Source organism: Vibrio sinus, from assembly GCF_023634645.1.
Classification (GTDB): Bacteria; Pseudomonadota; Gammaproteobacteria; order Enterobacterales; family Vibrionaceae; genus Vibrio; species Vibrio sinus.
Genome location: NZ_JAMKMR010000001.1, coordinates 353263 through 371770, shown reverse-complemented (window position 1 = coordinate 371770; position 18508 = coordinate 353263). Strand labels below are relative to the sequence as shown.

Sequence of the window (18508 nt, the reverse complement as noted above, 5' to 3'; positions counted from 1 at the left end):
ATAGTTGAAAAATTGCACTTTACACATATTGAGTCTCAGTTTACGGCAATAACACAGGATTCTCGCCCAATAAATGTGAGTTATATTCACTGTTCCCGTTTCACTTGTCTTCCAGCAGGCGAAAATTTGAAGTTATGTCTATTCTGAAGTGTATCAGTAGCTCCTGTAATTTGACGATATTTGCCATTCAGGGAAGACGTAAATGAACCTCAATTTGACTCATAAAATTACCATTGCGTTTATCGGTGCTTTGGTCGCCACCACGATTTTGCTCACCACCATTACTTATCTTCGTGTGTCGACTCAAAGCCATCAGTCTCTGGCTAGCAGTGTGTCTAGCTACAATCAGTTGGGCGCTCACGCGATATCGCTGTGGCTTGAGGGACAAAAAAGAGGTATTGATGCGTTGGCGGATGCGGTGGAAAGTACGACCAATAGACAGCAGATAACCAGTCATCTGGTTCAGGCGAATGAGTCTTCAAACTTTGATTTGACGTATTTCGGTACAGAGACGGGTGAGATGTATCGAAATACTGGAATTACGAATCATCTGGTGAACTACGATCCTAGAGTTCGGGCGTGGTACAAAATGGCGAAAGCGTCAAAGAATGTGATAGTGACGAAGCCTTTCGTTGGTGCGACGTCGGGAAAGTTGACCATCACAATTGCCAAAGGCATCTACCGTGATGGCAAATTTGTCGGAGCGGTGGGGGCCAGCGTCAACTTGGATACGCTGGCACGAGATGTTAGCGACTTACCCGCGCCAGGAAAGGGGTTCTCGTTTCTCATCACTAATGACGGGCTAATTTTGGCGCACTCTAACTCTGAGTTACGAAATAAGCCGTATTCTGATCTTAGTGCCAATATTCCACTTGAAAGCATGATTAATAAATCAAGCCAATTTGGTGAGCTAGCTACGGTAGAACTCGGTGGGGAAGCCTACTTGTTCTCGAGCGCAAAAATAGCAAGCAGTGAATGGTTGCTGGTGATGGCAGGGAAGAAGAGTGTCATGTTAGCGCCAATCAAAACAACAACGCTATTTTTATTGCTCGCGGCGTTGATAATGATCGCTATCGTTGCCGTTACTTCAAATCCACTGATTCGTTATCTGTTGTCTAACTTGACCAAAGTCTCCGATGCGCTAAAACAAATAGCCAGTGGAGGAGGCGATCTTACCCAGCGAATTAAGGTGCGAACTCATGATGAAGTCGGGTTGCTTGCCGAGAATTTTAACCAGTTTGTAGAGAAATTACAGACATTATTGGCTCATGTGCACGATGTGACAGATAAAGTGGATGATCAAGCAACCGATACATCCCGTAGCGCAGAAAAATTATCGGAAAGCGCTAATAATCAACAAAATGAAGTCACTATGGTCGCCGCTGCGGTGACCCAGATGTCGTCTGCAACCCAAGAAATCGCTTCCAACTCTGAGCAAGCGGCTAACGCTTCAGCGGAGTCGGTAAAAATAAGCACGAAGGGTCAGCAGGTCGCGAATACGTGTCAGGCATCAATCAGTAATTTATCCGATCAGGTGAATGATGCAGTTAAAATTATTATGGAGTTAAAAAATCATGGTCAAGAAATTAATTCCATTGTCAGCACCATAAGTGATATTGCAGAACAAACCAACCTACTTGCCTTAAATGCAGCGATAGAAGCGGCGAGAGCTGGAGAAGCGGGGAGAGGATTCGCTGTCGTCGCCGATGAGGTACGCGTATTGTCACAAAATACGCATAAGTCTACTGAAGAGATCAACGCTATGATCACGACCCTTCAGTCTACCACTCAAGATGCCGTTCAAGTGATGAATCAGTGCCATGATCTCGCCCAAACGAGTGTGACGGACGCACAAAATGCGAGTGACTCCTTCCAAGAAATATCTCAGGCAGTGAATGAGATTAGTGATATGTCTGCTCACATCGCGACTGCAGCCGAGCAACAGACGTCGGTAACCGATGAAATTGGTCGAAACACAGAAACGATACGTGAAGTCGCATGTGAATTTCTTGCTGAATCAGAAAGTGGCATACGTCAAGCCAGCGAGCTGGCTGAGCAGTCCCACAAGCTGAGAGATTTACTCACCCAGTTTAAGCTCAAGTAACCCAGCTAGTTGCGTAAAACACCTTGTGAAAAAGACGGCTGTCGGTTATTTATCCGTATTGAATATATTCAAATTAATCAATATTCTTGGAATCAATCAATTAGCGACTATATTTTAATGAGGATCTAACCAGCTAGGAGAGGACTCACTATTATGATGAGCTTATTGTTCCTCATCGTGTTTATTGCGATGGTTTTGGCATGGAAGGGTAAGAAGTGTAAATCCTACCTATTTTTCGTTGTTGGGCTTGTGCTGAGTCTTTATTGGCTCAAACATCATGCCACCGACACACTCTCCATATTATTGTAAAGGAGAGTCCTCATGAACCGTACTCGAATTACTCAGCTTAATATCTTAGGTTTGTTGGGCATGACTGCCATTTTATTGATGGCATTTGTGATGCAGCTTTCTCTTAATGAGCTACCTTGTCCCTTGTGCCTATTGCAAAGAGTGGGCTTTGCGATGGTGATGTTTGGTCTTATGCTCAATGCCATATATGGTCCACAGCAGCGTCATTACGGGATCGTACTGATTGGTGCATTGTTTGGTGCCGCTGCGGCTTTACGTCAGGTATCCTTACATGTCATTCCAGGTACACCAGGATACGGAAGCCCAATTTTAGGTATGCATTATTATACTTGGGCGTTTGTTTTATTTGTCGCCACAATTTTTGCGGTGTCGATTTTACTTATCTTATGGCGAGAAGAGTGGAATAAAGATGGCACCTTTGAGATGACAACATTTGGGCGATTTGCCTGCTTGTTGGCGATGTGTGTGGTAGCGCTGAATGTCATTTCTACCTTTGTTGAATGTGGTCCGTTCCAGTGCCCCGACAACCCGGTCAGCTATTGGTTGTTAGATAACATGAAATAAAAATACAGTGTGACTTTAGATTAGAAAGAGCTACTGCGAGTTGAAAGTTCAGTAGCTCTTTTGATTTGTTTAACGCTCTATCTGTATTGAACTTTCTACGGCAGAAGCACTTTGGGGGTCGACTCTGATGGTTTGAGTCGGGAAGGCGATGTCGGCACCATGGCTATGAATCACTTCAAGTATCTTCAACATCACATCTTGTTTCACCTCTTGATAGCGTATCCAGTTGACCGTCTTGGTGAAGGTGTACACCATGATGTCGAGCGAAGAAGGACCAAATTGGACTAAATTAACAATGAGCGTTTGGTTGTTATCGATATCTGGATGGTTTTGCAACATCGATTTTATTCCACTCACCACGTCTGACAGTCGTTTGCTGTCATCATATCGAAGGCCAATGTTTTCCTTGATTCTTCGGTTGAGCATTCTGGAAGGGTTTTCTACCACTATGTTACTAAACACGGAATTCGGAATGTATAAAGGGCGCTTATCAAAGGTTCTCACTATTGTCATGCGCCAGCCGATTCTTTCGACGGTACCTTCTATCTGACGATCAGGAGAGCGGACCCAGTCGCCGACTTTGAATGGCCTATCGAAGTAGATCATTAATCCACCAAAGAAGTTTGCCAAAAGATCCTTGGCGGCTAAACCGACGATTAAACCACCGACACCACCAAAGGTAAGTAATCCGGATAAGCTCAAGCCAAACGACTGCATTATGGTTAAGCCGCCGATAACGAGGAAGATAAGTCGCGTGACTTTGGCGATAGCTTGTACCGTTGTTTCGTCTCTTTTCTTTTGGCTCAGGACATGCTTTTCGACATTGTTAATCAGGCGAATGACAATCCAGACAAAAATGGCAATAACAAGTAGATGTTTGAGGGTGCTGAGCCAGTTCAATTCAGACTGAAATCGATTTTGTATCAAAATTCCAATTGACACCGTGGCAGGCCAAAGCCAGATAAGTGTACTGATCGGGGCTTTTAATGCATGCAATGTCAAATTATCCCATTGGAACTTGGTCTTATCGACCAATAGATCTAGCCGGCTATATAAAACACGCCATGCAATCCATGCAACAAAACTTGCTGCTGTGATAAAAATGACATTTGTATCCCAATCCGCGGGTAAAGTCGTGATATATGACCTTAACTGGGCCAATAATTCATTCATAATGTTCCATCTTTTCGTTAGTAATAAAGGTGCAATTGCTTCCAATATTGCCCTTCACTGGCATAATTAGGTGATTTTAATCGTTCTAGTCAGATTATAATTACTAATCTAAGTTTTAAAAATCAACCTAATTTTGACGATTGAAATTTATCCATACGAGGTTCACATTTTTATGTCAATTTCATGTCAGAATGTAATTTTAAAGTTTGATAAGAGAAACTTATAGGAGCAAACTTAGCTCCGCTTTTTTGACGATATATAGGCAAAAGTATGAGACCAAGTGATAAGCAGTTTGCAGTCATCGGGCTAGGCCGTTTTGGTTTATCTGTTTGTAAAGAACTACAAGACGCTGGTGTACAAGTATTAGCGGTAGATATCGATGAAGACAGAGTCCGTGAAGCATCTGCCTATGTAACTCAGGCAATCGTAGCTAACTGTACCAATGAAGACACCGTTGCCGAATTACAATTGGCAGATTACGATATGGTGATGATCTCCATTGGCTCTGATGTGAACTCTAGTATTTTAGCAACCCTAGTGGTAAAAGAATCAGGTGCACAATCGGTTTGGGTTAAAGCGAACGATAAGTTTCACTTTAAGATTTTACAGAAAATTGGTGCCGACCATATCATCATGCCAGAGCGTGATATGGGTATTCGTGTCGCACGCAAGATGTTAGATAGACGCGTACTGGAGTTTCATGAATTAGGCAGTGGCATGGCTATGACTGAGATCATTGTCAGCTCTCGTTTGATGGGTAAAACGCTGTCTGACCTTTCCCTATGTAAAGATTGTGATGTTCAAGTGCTTGGCTTCAAGCGCGGACCAGAAATCACAAAAGCCCCTGAACTAGACACTCCGCTGGAAATTGGAGATGTTATCATCATTGTTGGACCCAAAATCACCTTGGCGAAAAAAATTAAATCGTTATGAGCACATACGATAAAATTACGTCTCTGTTTCCGACTGAGCGCAAGAGGAAACAGAGAAAAGGTAATGAGCCTAGGGTCATCCTACTGACTTTTCTCGGCGTTCTTATTCCCTCTGCTTTGCTTCTAACCTTACCCGTTTTCTCTGTATCTGGGCTTAGTGTCACTGATGCTCTGTTTACCGCAACGTCTGCGATCAGCGTAACAGGGTTAGGCGTGGTCGATGCAGGTAAGCATTTCACAACGGAAGGTCAAATTTTGCTGATGTTTCTGATGCAAGTCGGTGGCTTAGGACAGATGACCTTATCGGCGGTTTTACTGTATTTGTTTGGGGTAAAATTGAGCCTCAAACAGCAGTCGTTAGCAAAAGAATCTCTTGGACAAGACACCAGTGTCGATATCCATAGCTTGGTCAATCAAATAGTCATATTTGCCTTTGCAACGGAGTTTGTTGGCTTTGTTTTATTGTCTATTCGATTTGTTCCACAATTGGGGTGGGAAACGGGGATGTTTTATGCCTTGTTTCATGCGATTTCGGCGTTTAACAATGCGGGATTTTCGCTGTTCTCCAACAATATGATGGGATATGTCAATGATCCTTTGGTGCTACTGACACTCGCTGGGCTGTTTATATTCGGTGGCTTGGGCTTTACTGTGGTGGTTGATATTGCGAAAAACTGGCGCAAAGGTTTTTCCCAGCTTCTACTTCACACCAAGATCATGATAGTAATGACTCCTGTGCTATTGATATCCGGTACGGTATTGATTTGGGCACTAGAGCATAATAACCCACTCACCTTGGGGCCGCTTTCCGAATCGAGTCAATGGCTGTCAGCGTTTTTCCAATCCGCTAGCGCGAGAACCGCGGGTTTCAACTCCGTCGACTTGAGCTATTTCACCCATCCGGCACTGCTTGTTGTCATTGTGTTGATGCTGATAGGGGCTGGCTCTACCTCGACAGGGGGCGGCATTAAAGTATCGACTTTTACCGTCGCTGTGGTTGCAACATGGGCATTTTTGCGTCAAAAGAAGCATGTTGTCATGTTTAAGCGTACTGTGAACTGGCAAATCGTGACCAAGTCTCTTGCTATCATCGTGGTGAGCGGCGCTCTCTTGACCACCGCAATGTTCTTGTTAATGATTACCGAAAAAGCCAGCTTTGTGAAAGTGGTTTTTGAAACGGTATCGGCCTTCTCGACGGTTGGGCTGACAGCAGGCCTGACTGCACATTTATCCGAGCCTGGAAAAATCATTCTAATCATTGTCATGATTATTGGGCGTATTGGCCCACTGACATTGGCCTTTATGCTGGCAAGGCCTGAACCCTCATTGGTGAAGTACCCTGAAGATTCCGTCTTAACAGGTTAAACACATACGTGCCTAGGTGAATGTTGTTTGTAACGGAACGTCACCTAGGCTTATTTTCGCCCGCTGAAGTGATCACTGAGTGCCGCTCTTCGTGCTTTCGCTCCGCCAATACCACCATCCATCTGCACGGTTTTTTCGTAACCCTTTTTGATTAACCTTTTACTCGGTGTCGCGGGGACCACTCTTTTTAACTGGGGGGAATCGAATGAGCCAGCGATGATATAGACAGTTTCGCCGCCACCAGTTTTGATAGAAATTTCACTTCCATCGAACTCGAACTCGGTCGTGACAAGACGTGAGTTCTTGTACACTCCTGTTTCGTTGAGGGTAATAATATCCGTGTCGTAAGAGGGGGCGCCAATTTCTATCCAATCGCCGTAAACATGTTTAGGATCCACATAATCCTGATAGCTCACGTAAACTAACGTGCTAAAGCTTACTGTAAGTACAGCAAGCACACTGAATAGAATCGCTTTTCTCGTTTCTGATTTAGTCATGTTTCGCCACTTTATTCTAACAATTGCTTGTTTTTGAATGTATTCCTTGTATTTGCTAGCGCTTTCACAACATGTCTAGGCAATCTTTTGAGCCTTTGTGTTCATTCCTTTGCGTTCAAAAAGTGTGCAAGTGTGCCGATTTTACCTTAAAGTCATACTAGATTGTCTCTTTCATAAGTATAGCTGAGAGCTGTGCGAAAGCTTTTGCAAGTGAGAGTGAAAATTAGGTGCCAATGATGCGTTAAATTTTTGACTATAATTATTTTATGACGCAATAAACTCGGGAGATAAGATGGCTGTCGTTCCAAAGCATGAAGACCAGCATCCTCGTTATGATCCCAAAAAGGACTTTACTAACGACCAGATGCATCGATTTACAGAAGTTGCAAACAAAGCCCAGCAACGAAAAGAAGCCCTGGGTAGTCGCACTTCCACATTCGCATCCGTTAAAGAGAAAGCGATGCGGCCTATCGTTAGACCCAAAAAAGAAAAAGTTAATACACTTCGCTATACCATATGGTTGGTTGTGGCTTGTGTCACCGGCCTTTGGTTGATGTACATGACAAGCACAAACTAACAACACTAGCCTTATCTATCTTACTGAAGCTCACATCTCGAAGTGATTTGGGTATTGGCGTTGTGGCGCGTTGAAGATGTGCTTAAGAGCCTAGGTCACTCTGACTGCTTTTCATTGGAACTACGGTTGATTCATCTGAATTATTTGAATGGTCTTGTTCACGGGGTGGGTTGGGCCTAGGTGGGTTGTAGTAGCAATATTGGTTTTTCCCGGCGTGCTTGGCGGCATACATAGCCTTGTCGGCACAGCGGGTTAGCTCAGGTAGCGAGTCTGCATCAGTTGGGAAAAGTGCTGCACCTACGCTGACCGTTAACTCGTTAATCCTTTGTGTCCCTTGATAGCCATCGCGAAATAAATGACAAATTCTTTCTAAAATATTGTCCAAATCTCGTTGAGTTTTTACCCCATACAGAAGCAAAACGAATTCATCACCAGCAAATCGAGCAATGGAGTAATCATGTTTTCCCGTTTTCCTATCTTTGTTTCTGATCTTGTTTTTTAAACGATGAGCAAAGTGCTTCAAGACTTTATCACCGATATCGTGCCCATAGGTATCATTTATCATCTTGAAATTGTCAATATCCAAGAAAACAAGCGCGGTGTAATCTTTAGAGGTTCGGATTTCTTTTAACTTATCGCATGCCCACTGCTCGAAGCTCCAACGATTGGCAAGCCCAGTGATTTGGTCCATATACGCGAGGTCTTCTATCCCTTCTTTATACAGACTATGAATGTAATCAACCGCTTTTGAATAGTAATAGGAAGAGATATTAAAGACCGCACTCAATGCCAGTAAGCTGAGTAGAAAGTGCGTACTAGAAAAGCTTTCAGGTAGGAGTACGGTAGGCGTATAAAGCACAGATACAACGGCAAGAACGCAAAATGTAACACTGAAAATTAGCCCATTTCTGAAGTCATTGACATAGACTAAGCAGCCAATCAGCGGATATAAATAAAGAAAGCGTCCGGGAATAGGTCCATTATAAAATAGTAAAGCTGTACCCAAAAACAACAAAACGGCGCTAAACATAACATCAGTAAAATTCGCTTTAAAATTGTAGAGTGAGTACCACGCTATGGCGCAGATGGTTATCAGGGCGGTTAATTCCAAAAAACCGAAGCCATATCGACCTTCCGAAATATTGAGCGATCCGGATATGAACAAAATGATGCTGCACAATAAAGAACACAGCAGCAAAATATTGCGTCTTCGGCTTAGCCGAATATCTGCCATTTCTTCCAAATTTGTGCCCGCGAGATTATCCATTTTGGTTACTCTATACCGCTAGTTTAGATTGCCTCATACTAATAATAGAAGATAAATAATATTTGAACCAAATTAACAAAATAATCAATCACCTACGATATGGGTGTTGATGCGTATGGGGCTGAATTTTAAGTTAGGGTAAATTTAGTTCGAGTGGATGATTTTACATCAATTTACCATTAATAATAAGTTAGTTAGCAAACTCAGCTTTGATCCATGATCTCAGTAACAAAACAAATTCATTATTGAGTTGATCCGGTGGACAGACAAAATAGAAGTCTTGGTAAGGATTCGGAACGGGCTCTCCAATTTCCATCAAAAAGCCTTGCGCCACATAATCTTTGATAAAAATCTTATGAGTGATGCAAACCCCTAGCTGACGAATGGTGGCTTGCAGCGCCTGAATGGTTGCGACAAATGAAAGGTTGTGGCCAAAATTTGGTATGGGCAGACGCTGTGCATTACACCAAATATTCCAATCATTTTTTCGCCTGTCATTGGTCACTGAAATCGCGGGAAATTGATGTAACAAGTCTTCTATAGTGGCGTTATCAGGAACAATGTCTGGGCTAGCTACCATGACTAATTCATCACTGCCCAGCTTTTCGCAGTAATAGTCTTGCCATTCTTGTGCCGAGTCATGGATAAGAGCGATATCTACGCCTTCTTGTTCTAGAGAGAAGCGCCCTGGCAAGTTGGAAAGGCGCACATCCAATTTGTCTGAGAACTGATTAAATCTATCTACTCTAGGGATCCACCAATGCATGGCTAGTGAATTGATCATGTTCAACGTCAGCCTATGTGACTGTCCTTTATCCATAAGCGATTGAGTTGCTTTCGATATTTGTTCTAAAGCTGGTGAGATTTGCTTGTAATACCGCCTGCCTTTCGCGTTAAGTACCACGGTTCTATTAACACGTTGGAACAACTCAATTCCTAAATATTCCTCTAACGATTTGATCGATTGGCTTACAGCCGAGTGGCTAACATTAAGCATATCGGCTGCGGCCGACATGCTGCCAGTTTGTGCTACCGCGGCAAAGGAGTACAAAGATTTTAGTGGCGTCGTCTTATTCATTGTAAGTTTTTCTTAACTGTTTGGTTAATATTAATCGTTTTTATACAAGATTTCATTCCTTTACAATTTATTTATTCTTCAGCGCTTTGATGCCGCTTATTTATGCGAAAGGAGGGCTTATGCAACGCCAATATCTGCCTTATATTTTTATTCTGTCTTCAACGTTTAGCGTTTCGATAAGCGGGCTACTGTCAAAATTTCTTGCTGATCAGGTAAGCATAGAATGGTTAGGTTTCCTTCGATTCTTCATGCCTTCAATGCTGTTAATGTTGATATTGTTTTGCTCTAAATTCCGCTTTCCTCCTAAACAGATGCTACTTCCGTTATGTATCAGAGCCGGTTGTATTGCTGCTTGCCAATTATGCTTTATCTATTCTCTTTCCACATTAAGCTTAGTGGAAGGCGTGGTGTTATTTGCGACAGGGCCTCTTTTTATCCCTTTGTTAGAAAAACTAATATTTGGTGTAAGGCTTAAACTGGGCACGGTTATTGGTTTAGGAATGACCTTTGTTGGTGTATTGATGTTGTCGGGTAATGTGTCTGGGTTTCATTTTCAACCCGCGCTATTGGTAGGCTTAGCGGCTGGAGTCTTTAATGCGGGCTCGCAATTGAGTTTGCATCGTGCGACTAAAAGCGATTTAAGTCCGGTAGAAATTAATGCTTGGACATTGGCCTTCGCTTCTCTCATTTTTATTCCGTTATTGCTTACGGGGTGGTTTTTCAACCATGGAGCGCATTTTAATATTGGGAATAGCAGTGACATCATTATTTTATTGACGCTACTCGTGGTATCAGTGTTGATTATCAATACTCAAGTATTTAGAGCTAAAGCGTATAAGCTTGTTGAATCCAGCTCGCAGTTAGCGCCACTATTGTTCACCAATTTGTTGTTTACCTCTATTTGGCAAGCGCTGTTTTTTGATGTGAGTTTTAGCTACTTACAATTAGCTGGTTTGGTCGTGATTGTCAGTGCTAACGTTATTAACGTGGCGACACCAATCGTGTTTGAAAAGTGGCGACATAGAAAAGATCATGCCATTTCTTAGATGACGAATGGAGGTTAGGAGGCACTAGCCATTGTCTAGGACATATCTAAAGGTAAGGTTGAGGCGCTCAGACTTTTGTGTGGTGGATTTCGGTAGGCAATGCTGCCAAAAGTGCTGAGTGGATTGAGTCATAATAAGTAAAGAGCCGTTAGGCAAATCTAATTTAATTTGTTTTTTCGACTTAGTGTGCTTTAAACAAAACGTTCGCGTCTCACCTAGGCTAATGGAAGCAATCGTGGGATTCTTGCCAAGTTCTGGCTCATTATCTGCGTGCCACCCCATTGAGTCTTGAGCATCTCGATATAAGTTAACCAAAACCGAGTTGAATTCACTGTCACACGTATTCTCACAGAGCTCTTTTAGCTTGAAAAGTGTGTTTGTCCAAGGCTTGGGAGTGAGTGTGAGGCCTGAGTAGGAGTAGCTTGCGCTGCCGTGCCAAGATTGGAGCCTTGGTTGTAATCTTGGCTGCCCGAAAATAGTGATCGCTTTTTGTTCAAATTGAATTTCACTTTTCAGTTGATGAAACATCTGAGTCGCGAGCGGCGCTTGTATAAAATTGGGCGACCAAAACAAGAGCCCATTCTCAATGGGTAGCCATTCACCTTGGTTTTGTATATCGCTAAACAAGTCCACAATGTTCAGTCCGTATCGAGAACATATTCATAGCAATCCACATACTCGCCGGATATTTTTGCGTATTTTTGAAATGAGCGAGTGCGACAAAAGCCATTTTTCGCTAACACTTTTTGCGAAGCAATGTTGTTTTTGGCGACGATAGCGACAAAGTTGTTGATGCCATACTCTCGTTTCGCCATAGAAATAATATGGTATGAAGCTGCGCTAGCGATCCCTTTACCCACTTCTCTTTGGTCGACTCTATAGCCAAGAAGAGCGGACTTTTTATTCACATCCAAACAGTGCAAATTGACTCTAGCGATAAGGTGGCCCAACGCGTTTCTAACAACAAGTGGTAACATGGTTTGGCATTTATAAAATAACAAACATTCATTAACATGCTCCAAAACGCCATTTTGGGTGAAAAACTGGTCTCCTCTCGGTTGAATTTGGGACTCAAACCAAGCCTTATTGATGCGCTCGAATTCCAGAATGTCCTCTAAATCACTAGCTTTTAGTAGTTCAACGCGAATATCTTGCATGAATTAACCTGAGTAGTTATATGATTAAGTGATCTTGTCTTCGTTATCATAGCTTACTATGACCCTATATTTCCCAAAACCTATGTTTTTAAAGTCTAACTCTGTCCCTAGTCTCAGCTAAGCTTATTACCAAGTACCGATATCCATATGTGGTTATAAAACACTCAACCTGTTGAAGGAATGGAATATGAGAGAGCTGTCATGTTGGCTCGATGAATATTCATCAAGCCACCAAAACCCAATCAATCAGAAAATACACAAGGTAACCGTACCCGGTATCTTTGTCTGTATTGTGGGGTTAATTTGGTCTATTCCACCGGTTCAACTTCTGGGAGTGACACTTAATTGGGTATGGGTTTTCAATATCCTTGTGCTGGTATTCTATTTCCGATTATCTTTATCCGTATTCATACTGATGCTAGGTTTTACCTTAGCTTCAACCGCATTTATTTGGTCTCTATCTATACTCATATTTCCCATTTTTCATTTAAGCCTTAGCTTTCTTTCCTTCTTTTGGCTGGCGCAATTTGTCGGTTATAAGGTAGAAGGTCACATTCCATCACTGTCCACGCGTAGTTTGTTTTTGCTAATTGGGCCCATATGGGTTTTTAATAAAAATTAGTCAGCGATAGCCTTTGCATTATGCAAGGGGGTGTTTATGTTTTTCATTATTGTTTGCAAAATGCGAAAATCATATGCACGCGATCAGGCTGAAACTGATTGAAATTGACTGTAAAATTATGATTTTTATGAATTACAAAAGTTGGCACACTATGTGCTTAGTATATTGTAACCCTTATTAAGCCGAGGGTTACCTAGCCAACTGACGTTGTTAGTGAACGTATTTGTTCACAATTTTATATCCGCCAATCACCCCTTTTGTGATTGGCTTTTTTCTTTTTAAGCCTTCGCGATTTTTTCAAAATACTCCCTACCTCGAAACTACGTATTTTGACAGTCTTGATAGCAACTGGGTTTTCTAGGGCAGACCGCTCCCCGGGAGCAAATGAGCCTAGCACTGGACTCAATTCCTCTTTCTATCCAGTTGATATTTAGTATTTTTGCAATAGTAGTGAATTCCTTTTTAATGTGTCTAGGAATATCTGCGCTTCCACCATTGGAAACGCACGAGCTTTTCAGCTCTTCAGCGATTTGACGTGAATCTCCACCTTGAGCATCAATAGCTGGATTTAAATCAATACCTGCACACAATACGCGATTGTTCCCAGCGGGATCTGTCATGTTAATAGACTCGCAGCAGTAGATACGTGGCTCATCTCCAACATTTAATATGGAAATTTGTGAAGAACTTCTTTCTTGAGCCTCAGACAAGCGCCGAAACACCGCCCAGTGTTGGCATGGATCGTTTACTTTCCGCATATTCCCCCAAGGAAGGGGGATGCCATTTCCTCGGTAAACGGCCTTAAGTTTATTTTGACCGTAGGCATCAAAGTAGTGCCAGTGAGGGTAGGGAGACACTACCGTCATTCTTCTCATTGCCACTGAAGGTGAGACACCCGCTTTTTTGTGTACTTGAATTTCGTATCCAGTACGGTCTAGTAATTGTCTGAATGGGACTTTAGGGCAGAGCAAAGCGCCAGCAAAAAAGCTTGATTCGAAATCACGCCACGCTTGGAGGATATCTTTTGAGTTCAGCTCTGATGAACCTTGGTTGGCTTCGTTACTCTCCCAGCTGTTGGTATGCCCGACAGATAGCACACTTTTCAACCCTTCTTTGCTATGCAGTATGCAATGTCCAATATAAACCGCTAAGTCGTACTTTAAACGCGTGGGGTACTCTTTAAGAATTTCATTGAGGTAAATTGTACTTGGTGGTTCAAAAAAGGAAGTCACAAGCTGTTTCGCACTGACGCCAAGTTCATCGACCACATCTTGTGGTGTTCGACTTACCCAACGAATTTCAATGCCAAGACCTTTGGCGACGTCGGTCAAATCATCGACGGCTAGATTTAACCTTTTGTGTCCGATCTCTTCAGCGGCTCTCTCTAAATCAGGAAAATGGTTCTGGTTTTTTTCTTGATGAGCTCGAATGAGCAGGTGTGCAAACTGTCTGCCAGTAATTCCGGTTTGTGACAACATTTCAGGTATGGCAATTTGCAAAATCTCGTTGGAAAAGAGAAAGCTTGGCTCAAGTGCCATACCACTGATTCCCCCTCGGTTCCCCTTGTCTGGTGTGATGTCGGTTTGTTCGGGTTCATCGTCAAGAAACCAAGCTGGGTCTTTTTGAAACACCTCTGCGATGACCTCTAGCATATCGACACTGGGGACTCTTTTTCCGCGTTCGATCATAGATAAATAGGAGACAGAAGGAGCGTATTCTGGATTCAAACGAATACACCGAGCTGACAGGTCTTCCATCGTCAAGTGATTACGTTTCCTTAGGTTACGAATTTTCGTGCCTAAGAAATGGGATTGGCGAACTAAGCTTTTTGATAACGACATTTTGTAAAATTCACATTGTAAAATTTTTGTTGTGAAATTGTAGTAAAAAATTAGCTAGGCTACATAGTAAGCAAAATCACAAAATTGCGAAGTCAAGATCACTAAATATTAAATGTTTGCTTCATTACGGAGTTTGAAGAATTATCCACGAGGGGATGACCATGAACATGCTTACTTTTGGTAAAAATGAGATTGAAAATCAAGAAAAATCATTCGTTGCTGAAGCTGTGTTTGCAGTGGAAACAATTAGCGCGAAGAAGCAACAAGAAAAACAAATCAAAGCAAAGCAATTATTAGATACTCTTTTCCCTCTTGAAAGCGGCTCGCACCAAAATGTGACGGCGTATGTTATCGATTACCGTCACGTCATGGCTTATTTTAAAGATGGGAGCCACAGTGGTCTCCAGCACCCTAAACATTTCGTGGCCTACAACGGTGAGAAAGAAAACCCAGCATCCATTTTGTTGAAGGACGCAGCGGGTAGTCATGTTGAGGTGACGTTTGGCTGTCATAAAGGTACGGGAAATATTGAGTTGGTCAATATCGCGGATGTGCAGTTGGAAACATGTACCAAGTTGTGTGCAAACTCAAGTGAAACAATGGTGGCGGCCATGCGCCACTGGGTGAGCCTAGTAAAAGGTGATGAAAACGGCAAACCCAATGTATGCAGTGAAGACAAAGAATTTGTTGCCAAAAATGGTGATGATTATAGTTTAGGTTACTGCTACAGCTTATAACTAAATCATAGACTTATAAGAAAGCCTCGGATGTAGAAGTCCGAGGCTTTCTTTTATCACAGATGGTGTCCGTACGCTTGGCAAAATTTGATGTAGACTTAAAATTACCTAGACAGTGTTTTTCGCTGCTTCTGTTTAATGAGTTGTGTGCTTTTCGGTGAAAACTATCTCTCATTTAGCGGTAATTAAGTGCAATGGTATTGGCAATGAGTGAGAAAGATCGATTAGCTGTTGGTGATCACGTAAAGCCCCAAGCGGATGTGTTCGGCTTGATCTCAGAAACGGTTCCAGTCATGGATGTAATGTTTATTGACGATGACGGTGGAGTCGCAGAATGTCAATATTACGATCAGTACCAGCAAAAGCATTCGCATATTTTACTCATATCAGGTTTAGAAAAAATTAATCAAGACTGAACCACTCACATCGCTCTGAACCTAGGGAGGCTAATCTCATTGATATCATGTCCTCTAGCCACGACACCTCCTACCTGTCAATTATCTCATTAGGCCTTGATACTTTTTACGTATTTTAAAGATAAATCTATCACTAGTAGGCTTTTACGACTATTTTTACAGTTATGCACTAGGGTGATTTTAAGGCGTTTTGCTATGAGGTGGGCATCATTTGGCAGGGAAAGTCTATTGTTTGGTCTAACCATTAATTTTCTATTTTATTCTCATGCCAATGCAGGAATAGATGAAGCTAACTATTGGATTAACAAAGAGTTTGGGCAGAGTACTCTTACCCATGAACAAAAACTGCAAGAAATGGCTTGGTTTATTGAAGCTGCGAAGCCTTATCAAAATATGACGATAAGAGTCGTTTCTGAAAGGATTGACACCCACTGGTATGAAGCTAATACATTGGCCAAAGCTTTTGAAGATATTACCGGGTTGAAGGTAATACATGAAATTACTGGTGAGGACGATGTGGTTAAGAAGATCTCCACTCAAGCTGAGCTTGATTATAGTATTTATGATGCTTACATCAATGACAGTGATTTAATTGGTACGCACTATCGATCAGGTAAAGTGGTGTCTTTAAGTGATTTTATGGCTAAGGAAGGCAAAGATGTCACATTGCCTACGTTGGATATAGAAGATTTTATTGGTATTCAATTTACCACCGCGCCAGATGGAAAGCTATATCAGCTTCCAGATCAACAATTTGCCAATTTATATTGGTACCGACACGATTGGTTTACCCGACCTGAACTTAAGCAGAAATTCAAAAAAATATATGGCTACGAGCTCAATGTGCCACAAAATTGGTCTGCTTATGAGGATATCGCTGAGTTTTTTACGGTTCATGTAAAAGAGCTCGATGGCAAGAAAGTCTATGGTCATATGGATTATGGTAAGTATGACCCTTCATTAGGCTGGCGATTTTCTGATGCCTGGCTGTCTATGGCAGGGGCGGGCGATAAGGGTCTGCCTAATGGTAGGCCCGTTGATGAATGGGGCATACGTGTGGAAAATTGCCATCCTGTTGGGGCATCGGTTGAAAAAGGCGGAGCGTTAAATAGCCCGGCAGCCGTTTATGCTATTCGTAAATATGTGGAATGGCTAAAACAGTATGCTCCTCCAAAATCGTATTCAATGAATTTTACTGAAGCGGGCGCTTTGCCGGGACAAGGGAATATTGCTCAGCAAATTTTCTGGTATACCGCATTTACCGCTTCACTCACTTCACCTGATTTGCCAGTCGCTAATGCCGATGGTACGCCTAAGTGGAGGATGGCACCTTCTCCCAGAGGCGCTTACTGGCAGCAGGGTATGAAGTTAGGATATCAAGATGTCGGGGCGTGGACTTTTCTTACCAGCACGCCGTTAGAGCGTCGTAAAGCGGCCTGGCTATATGCTCAGTTTGTAGTATCAAAAACGGTTTCATTGAGAAAAACGCTTGTTGGACTGACGCCTATTCGTTTTTCGGATATCCATTCGAATGTACTCACTCAAGTTGCTCATAAATATGGTGGTTTGATTGAATTTTACCGAAGTTCTGCTCGTAATGTTTGGACGCCAACTGGGACAAATGTTCCGGATTATCCTAAGTTGGCTGATCTGTGGTGGAAAAATATAGCACTGGTATCAAACGATGAGTTAACACCGCAGCAAGCTATGAATAAGATGGCGAGTGAAATGGATGGACGTTTACAAAAATTGGCAGAGGACGGGCAGCAGCTTTGTGAGCCTAAGCTCAATAAAAGTCGAGAGCCCAGTTATTGGCTTGCTCGCCCCGGCGCTCCCAAACCTGTGCTGGATGAGGAAAAGCCACCAGGCATTACATTGTCTTACCAAGAATCGTTGAAAGCTTGGGATGAGATAGATCAGGTAACCCCATGAACCTGCTTAAACCATTTGTAGCCACATTCTTATTTGCTTCGTTAACGGTAAGTGCCCAAACCTATACACTGTTGACCGAGGCGCAGCCACCCTATGCAGAACAATCTGGGGGGCGAATATCAGGCGTGGCCGTTGATATTGTGTCGAAGTTATTCAAAGATGTAGGTTTAGAGTATAAAGTTGCAATCATGCCGTGGAAGCGAGCTTATGCGACAGCGCAACACTTTCCCAATAGTTGTGTTTTTCCCGTTCAGCGTAGCCAAGAAAGAGAATCGCAGTTTCACTGGGTAAGCCCAATTTTAATAACGCTGACGGCGTTTTTCACTAATGCCGACTCGACCACATCGATTCGGACTCTTAATGATGTTGCGAAGTTAAGGATAGGCTCGTATCTAGGAAGTGCCACTGCTCAATACCTGCAAAGTCAGGGGTTTCATGTTGAGCTGACGATTCGAGATGAACAAAATATACATAAGCTACGTAGACAACGTATCGACGTGTGGGCGACGGATATACTCGTCGCAAATTATTTATTGAGACAGTCGTCAGAAAGTGACTCAATCAAGCAGCGGCTAGCTTTTTTTAGTACACTACGCGGAATCGCCTGTAACAAACAAGTGCCAATCAAAGTGATCAATCGATTGTCCGAACAACTTAAACAAATGTATTTGGATGGAACGATCGAGGCCATGCTCAAGCCGTATACTCAGATGTAAAAAAATCAATACAAGCCTTTTGATCACTCAGCACTTTGATATATAAATATACATGGGTACTAATACCTTGTTATGTAATAAGTATCTTAGACTTAATACGGTTGTTTGAAAGTCAACCATTGGCTTTTAAATGCCTTGATTGTCGTTTGTTTACATGATGTAAATAGCGGGTTCA

The 18508-nt window shown here is 42.5% G+C and carries 19 protein-coding genes; 12 read left to right on the top strand and 7 right to left on the bottom strand.

All coding sequences use genetic code 11. The features are described 5' to 3' along the window. The first annotated feature begins 202 nt into the window (after positions 1-202). From M9194_RS01560 to M9194_RS01550, 3 genes are all read left to right on the top strand, one after another. Positions 203-2104: a methyl-accepting chemotaxis protein gene (locus tag M9194_RS01560; protein WP_250610548.1), complete on the top strand. Its 1902-nt coding sequence runs from the start codon at positions 203-205 to the stop codon at positions 2102-2104. A gap of 153 nt (positions 2105-2257) precedes the next feature. Then, complete coding sequence (locus tag M9194_RS01555) at positions 2258-2413, top strand: DUF5993 family protein (RefSeq protein ID WP_250610547.1); 156 nt, start codon at positions 2258-2260, stop codon at positions 2411-2413. A 12-nt stretch (positions 2414-2425) separates the two neighbouring features. Continuing rightward, positions 2426-2977, top strand: a complete 552-nt coding sequence (locus M9194_RS01550; protein WP_250610546.1) for a disulfide bond formation protein B — start codon at positions 2426-2428, stop codon at positions 2975-2977. Positions 2978-3046: 69 nt separating this feature from the next. Here the strand turns inward: M9194_RS01550 and M9194_RS01545 are convergent, their stop codons facing one another. After that, positions 3047-4150 (bottom strand): mechanosensitive ion channel family protein, encoded by a 1104-nt coding sequence (locus M9194_RS01545; RefSeq protein ID WP_250610545.1) that lies wholly within the window; start codon positions 4148-4150, stop codon positions 3047-3049. Between the two features lie 270 nt (positions 4151-4420). Between M9194_RS01545 and M9194_RS01540 the strand changes: the two genes are divergently transcribed. Next, positions 4421-5083, top strand: coding sequence for a potassium channel family protein (locus tag M9194_RS01540; RefSeq protein ID WP_250610544.1), 663 nt, complete (start codon positions 4421-4423; stop codon positions 5081-5083). Continuing rightward, positions 5080-6447 (top strand): TrkH family potassium uptake protein, encoded by a 1368-nt coding sequence (locus tag M9194_RS01535; RefSeq protein WP_250610543.1) that lies wholly within the window; start codon positions 5080-5082, stop codon positions 6445-6447. The genes M9194_RS01540 and M9194_RS01535 overlap by 4 nt, the downstream gene beginning before the upstream one ends. Before the next feature lie 50 nt (positions 6448-6497). Here M9194_RS01535 and M9194_RS01530 read toward each other — a convergent pair whose 3' ends face one another. Next, positions 6498-6944, bottom strand: a complete 447-nt coding sequence (locus M9194_RS01530) for a DUF2850 domain-containing protein (protein WP_250610541.1) — start codon at positions 6942-6944, stop codon at positions 6498-6500. A gap of 292 nt (positions 6945-7236) precedes the next feature. Between M9194_RS01530 and M9194_RS01525 the strand changes: the two genes are divergently transcribed. Continuing rightward, positions 7237-7521 carry a hypothetical protein gene (locus M9194_RS01525; RefSeq protein WP_250610539.1) on the top strand — a complete coding sequence of 95 codons (285 nt, stop codon included), beginning with the start codon at positions 7237-7239 and terminating at the stop codon, positions 7519-7521. A gap of 82 nt (positions 7522-7603) precedes the next feature. Here the strand turns inward: M9194_RS01525 and M9194_RS01520 are convergent, their stop codons facing one another. Both M9194_RS01520 and M9194_RS01515 read right to left on the bottom strand, forming a co-directional pair. Beyond that, positions 7604-8788 carry a GGDEF domain-containing protein gene (locus M9194_RS01520; protein WP_250610537.1) on the bottom strand — a complete coding sequence of 395 codons (1185 nt, stop codon included), beginning with the start codon at positions 8786-8788 and terminating at the stop codon, positions 7604-7606. Between the two features lie 190 nt (positions 8789-8978). Next, entirely contained in the window at positions 8979-9866 is an 888-nt protein-coding gene (locus M9194_RS01515) for a LysR substrate-binding domain-containing protein (protein ID WP_250610535.1), read from the bottom strand. A 119-nt stretch (positions 9867-9985) separates the two neighbouring features. On the opposite strand from M9194_RS01515, the gene M9194_RS01510 reads away from it, so the two are divergent. Continuing rightward, on the top strand, positions 9986-10912 hold the full coding sequence (locus M9194_RS01510) for a DMT family transporter (protein ID WP_250610533.1): 927 nt from the start codon (positions 9986-9988) through the stop codon (positions 10910-10912). A 24-nt stretch (positions 10913-10936) separates the two neighbouring features. Here the strand turns inward: M9194_RS01510 and M9194_RS01505 are convergent, their stop codons facing one another. Both M9194_RS01505 and M9194_RS01500 read right to left on the bottom strand, forming a co-directional pair. Beyond that, the gene (locus M9194_RS01505) at positions 10937-11545 is read right to left on the bottom strand and encodes an alpha-ketoglutarate-dependent dioxygenase AlkB family protein (protein ID WP_250610531.1); all 609 of its coding nucleotides are present in this window, start codon (positions 11543-11545) and stop codon (positions 10937-10939) included. A 5-nt stretch (positions 11546-11550) separates the two neighbouring features. After that, complete coding sequence (locus tag M9194_RS01500) at positions 11551-12069, bottom strand: GNAT family N-acetyltransferase (protein ID WP_250610529.1); 519 nt, start codon at positions 12067-12069, stop codon at positions 11551-11553. Between the two features lie 187 nt (positions 12070-12256). Between M9194_RS01500 and M9194_RS01495 the strand changes: the two genes are divergently transcribed. Then, on the top strand, positions 12257-12691 hold the full coding sequence (locus M9194_RS01495; RefSeq protein WP_250610527.1) for an Mpo1 family 2-hydroxy fatty acid dioxygenase: 435 nt from the start codon (positions 12257-12259) through the stop codon (positions 12689-12691). Between the two features lie 320 nt (positions 12692-13011). Here M9194_RS01495 and M9194_RS01490 read toward each other — a convergent pair whose 3' ends face one another. Continuing rightward, entirely contained in the window at positions 13012-14532 is a 1521-nt protein-coding gene (locus tag M9194_RS01490) for a DUF3612 domain-containing protein (RefSeq protein WP_250610525.1), read from the bottom strand. Between the two features lie 161 nt (positions 14533-14693). Here M9194_RS01490 and M9194_RS01485 point away from each other — a divergent pair, with 161 nt between their 5' ends. The 4 genes from M9194_RS01485 (at position 14694) to M9194_RS01470 (ending at position 18333) form a co-directional block, all read left to right on the top strand. Next, positions 14694-15269 carry an aldolase/citrate lyase/malate synthase family protein gene (locus M9194_RS01485; RefSeq protein ID WP_250610523.1) on the top strand — a complete coding sequence of 192 codons (576 nt, stop codon included), beginning with the start codon at positions 14694-14696 and terminating at the stop codon, positions 15267-15269. Positions 15270-15475: 206 nt separating this feature from the next. After that, the gene (locus M9194_RS01480; RefSeq protein ID WP_250610521.1) at positions 15476-15685 is read left to right on the top strand and encodes a hypothetical protein; all 210 of its coding nucleotides are present in this window, start codon (positions 15476-15478) and stop codon (positions 15683-15685) included. Between the two features lie 195 nt (positions 15686-15880). Then, on the top strand, positions 15881-17617 hold the full coding sequence (locus tag M9194_RS01475) for an ABC transporter substrate-binding protein (protein WP_250610519.1): 1737 nt from the start codon (positions 15881-15883) through the stop codon (positions 17615-17617). Next, positions 17614-18333 carry a substrate-binding periplasmic protein gene (locus M9194_RS01470; RefSeq protein WP_250610518.1) on the top strand — a complete coding sequence of 240 codons (720 nt, stop codon included), beginning with the start codon at positions 17614-17616 and terminating at the stop codon, positions 18331-18333. The genes M9194_RS01475 and M9194_RS01470 overlap by 4 nt, the downstream gene beginning before the upstream one ends. Positions 18334-18508: the final 175 nt, after the last annotated feature.

Excerpts from the sequence above, each read along its gene's own strand:
- M9194_RS01560 (WP_250610548.1), top strand. The coding sequence starts at position 203 with ATGAACCTCAATTTGACTCATAAAATTACCATTGCGTTTATCGGTGCT.
- M9194_RS01555 (WP_250610547.1), top strand. The coding sequence starts at position 2,258 with ATGATGAGCTTATTGTTCCTCATCGTGTTTATTGCGATGGTTTTGGCA.
- M9194_RS01550 (WP_250610546.1), top strand. The coding sequence starts at position 2,426 with ATGAACCGTACTCGAATTACTCAGCTTAATATCTTAGGTTTGTTGGGC.
- M9194_RS01545 (WP_250610545.1), bottom strand. The coding sequence starts at position 4,150 with ATGAATGAATTATTGGCCCAGTTAAGGTCATATATCACGACTTTACCC.
- M9194_RS01540 (WP_250610544.1), top strand. The coding sequence starts at position 4,421 with ATGAGACCAAGTGATAAGCAGTTTGCAGTCATCGGGCTAGGCCGTTTT.
- M9194_RS01535 (WP_250610543.1), top strand. The coding sequence starts at position 5,080 with ATGAGCACATACGATAAAATTACGTCTCTGTTTCCGACTGAGCGCAAG.
- M9194_RS01530 (WP_250610541.1), bottom strand. The coding sequence starts at position 6,944 with ATGACTAAATCAGAAACGAGAAAAGCGATTCTATTCAGTGTGCTTGCT.
- M9194_RS01525 (WP_250610539.1), top strand. The coding sequence starts at position 7,237 with ATGGCTGTCGTTCCAAAGCATGAAGACCAGCATCCTCGTTATGATCCC.
- M9194_RS01520 (WP_250610537.1), bottom strand. The coding sequence starts at position 8,788 with ATGGATAATCTCGCGGGCACAAATTTGGAAGAAATGGCAGATATTCGG.
- M9194_RS01515 (WP_250610535.1), bottom strand. The coding sequence starts at position 9,866 with ATGAATAAGACGACGCCACTAAAATCTTTGTACTCCTTTGCCGCGGTA.
- M9194_RS01510 (WP_250610533.1), top strand. The coding sequence starts at position 9,986 with ATGCAACGCCAATATCTGCCTTATATTTTTATTCTGTCTTCAACGTTT.
- M9194_RS01500 (WP_250610529.1), bottom strand. The coding sequence starts at position 12,069 with ATGCAAGATATTCGCGTTGAACTACTAAAAGCTAGTGATTTAGAGGAC.
- M9194_RS01495 (WP_250610527.1), top strand. The coding sequence starts at position 12,257 with ATGAGAGAGCTGTCATGTTGGCTCGATGAATATTCATCAAGCCACCAA.
- M9194_RS01490 (WP_250610525.1), bottom strand. The coding sequence starts at position 14,532 with ATGTCGTTATCAAAAAGCTTAGTTCGCCAATCCCATTTCTTAGGCACG.
- M9194_RS01485 (WP_250610523.1), top strand. The coding sequence starts at position 14,694 with ATGAACATGCTTACTTTTGGTAAAAATGAGATTGAAAATCAAGAAAAA.
- M9194_RS01480 (WP_250610521.1), top strand. The coding sequence starts at position 15,476 with ATGAGTGAGAAAGATCGATTAGCTGTTGGTGATCACGTAAAGCCCCAA.
- M9194_RS01475 (WP_250610519.1), top strand. The coding sequence starts at position 15,881 with ATGAGGTGGGCATCATTTGGCAGGGAAAGTCTATTGTTTGGTCTAACC.
- M9194_RS01470 (WP_250610518.1), top strand. The coding sequence starts at position 17,614 with ATGAACCTGCTTAAACCATTTGTAGCCACATTCTTATTTGCTTCGTTA.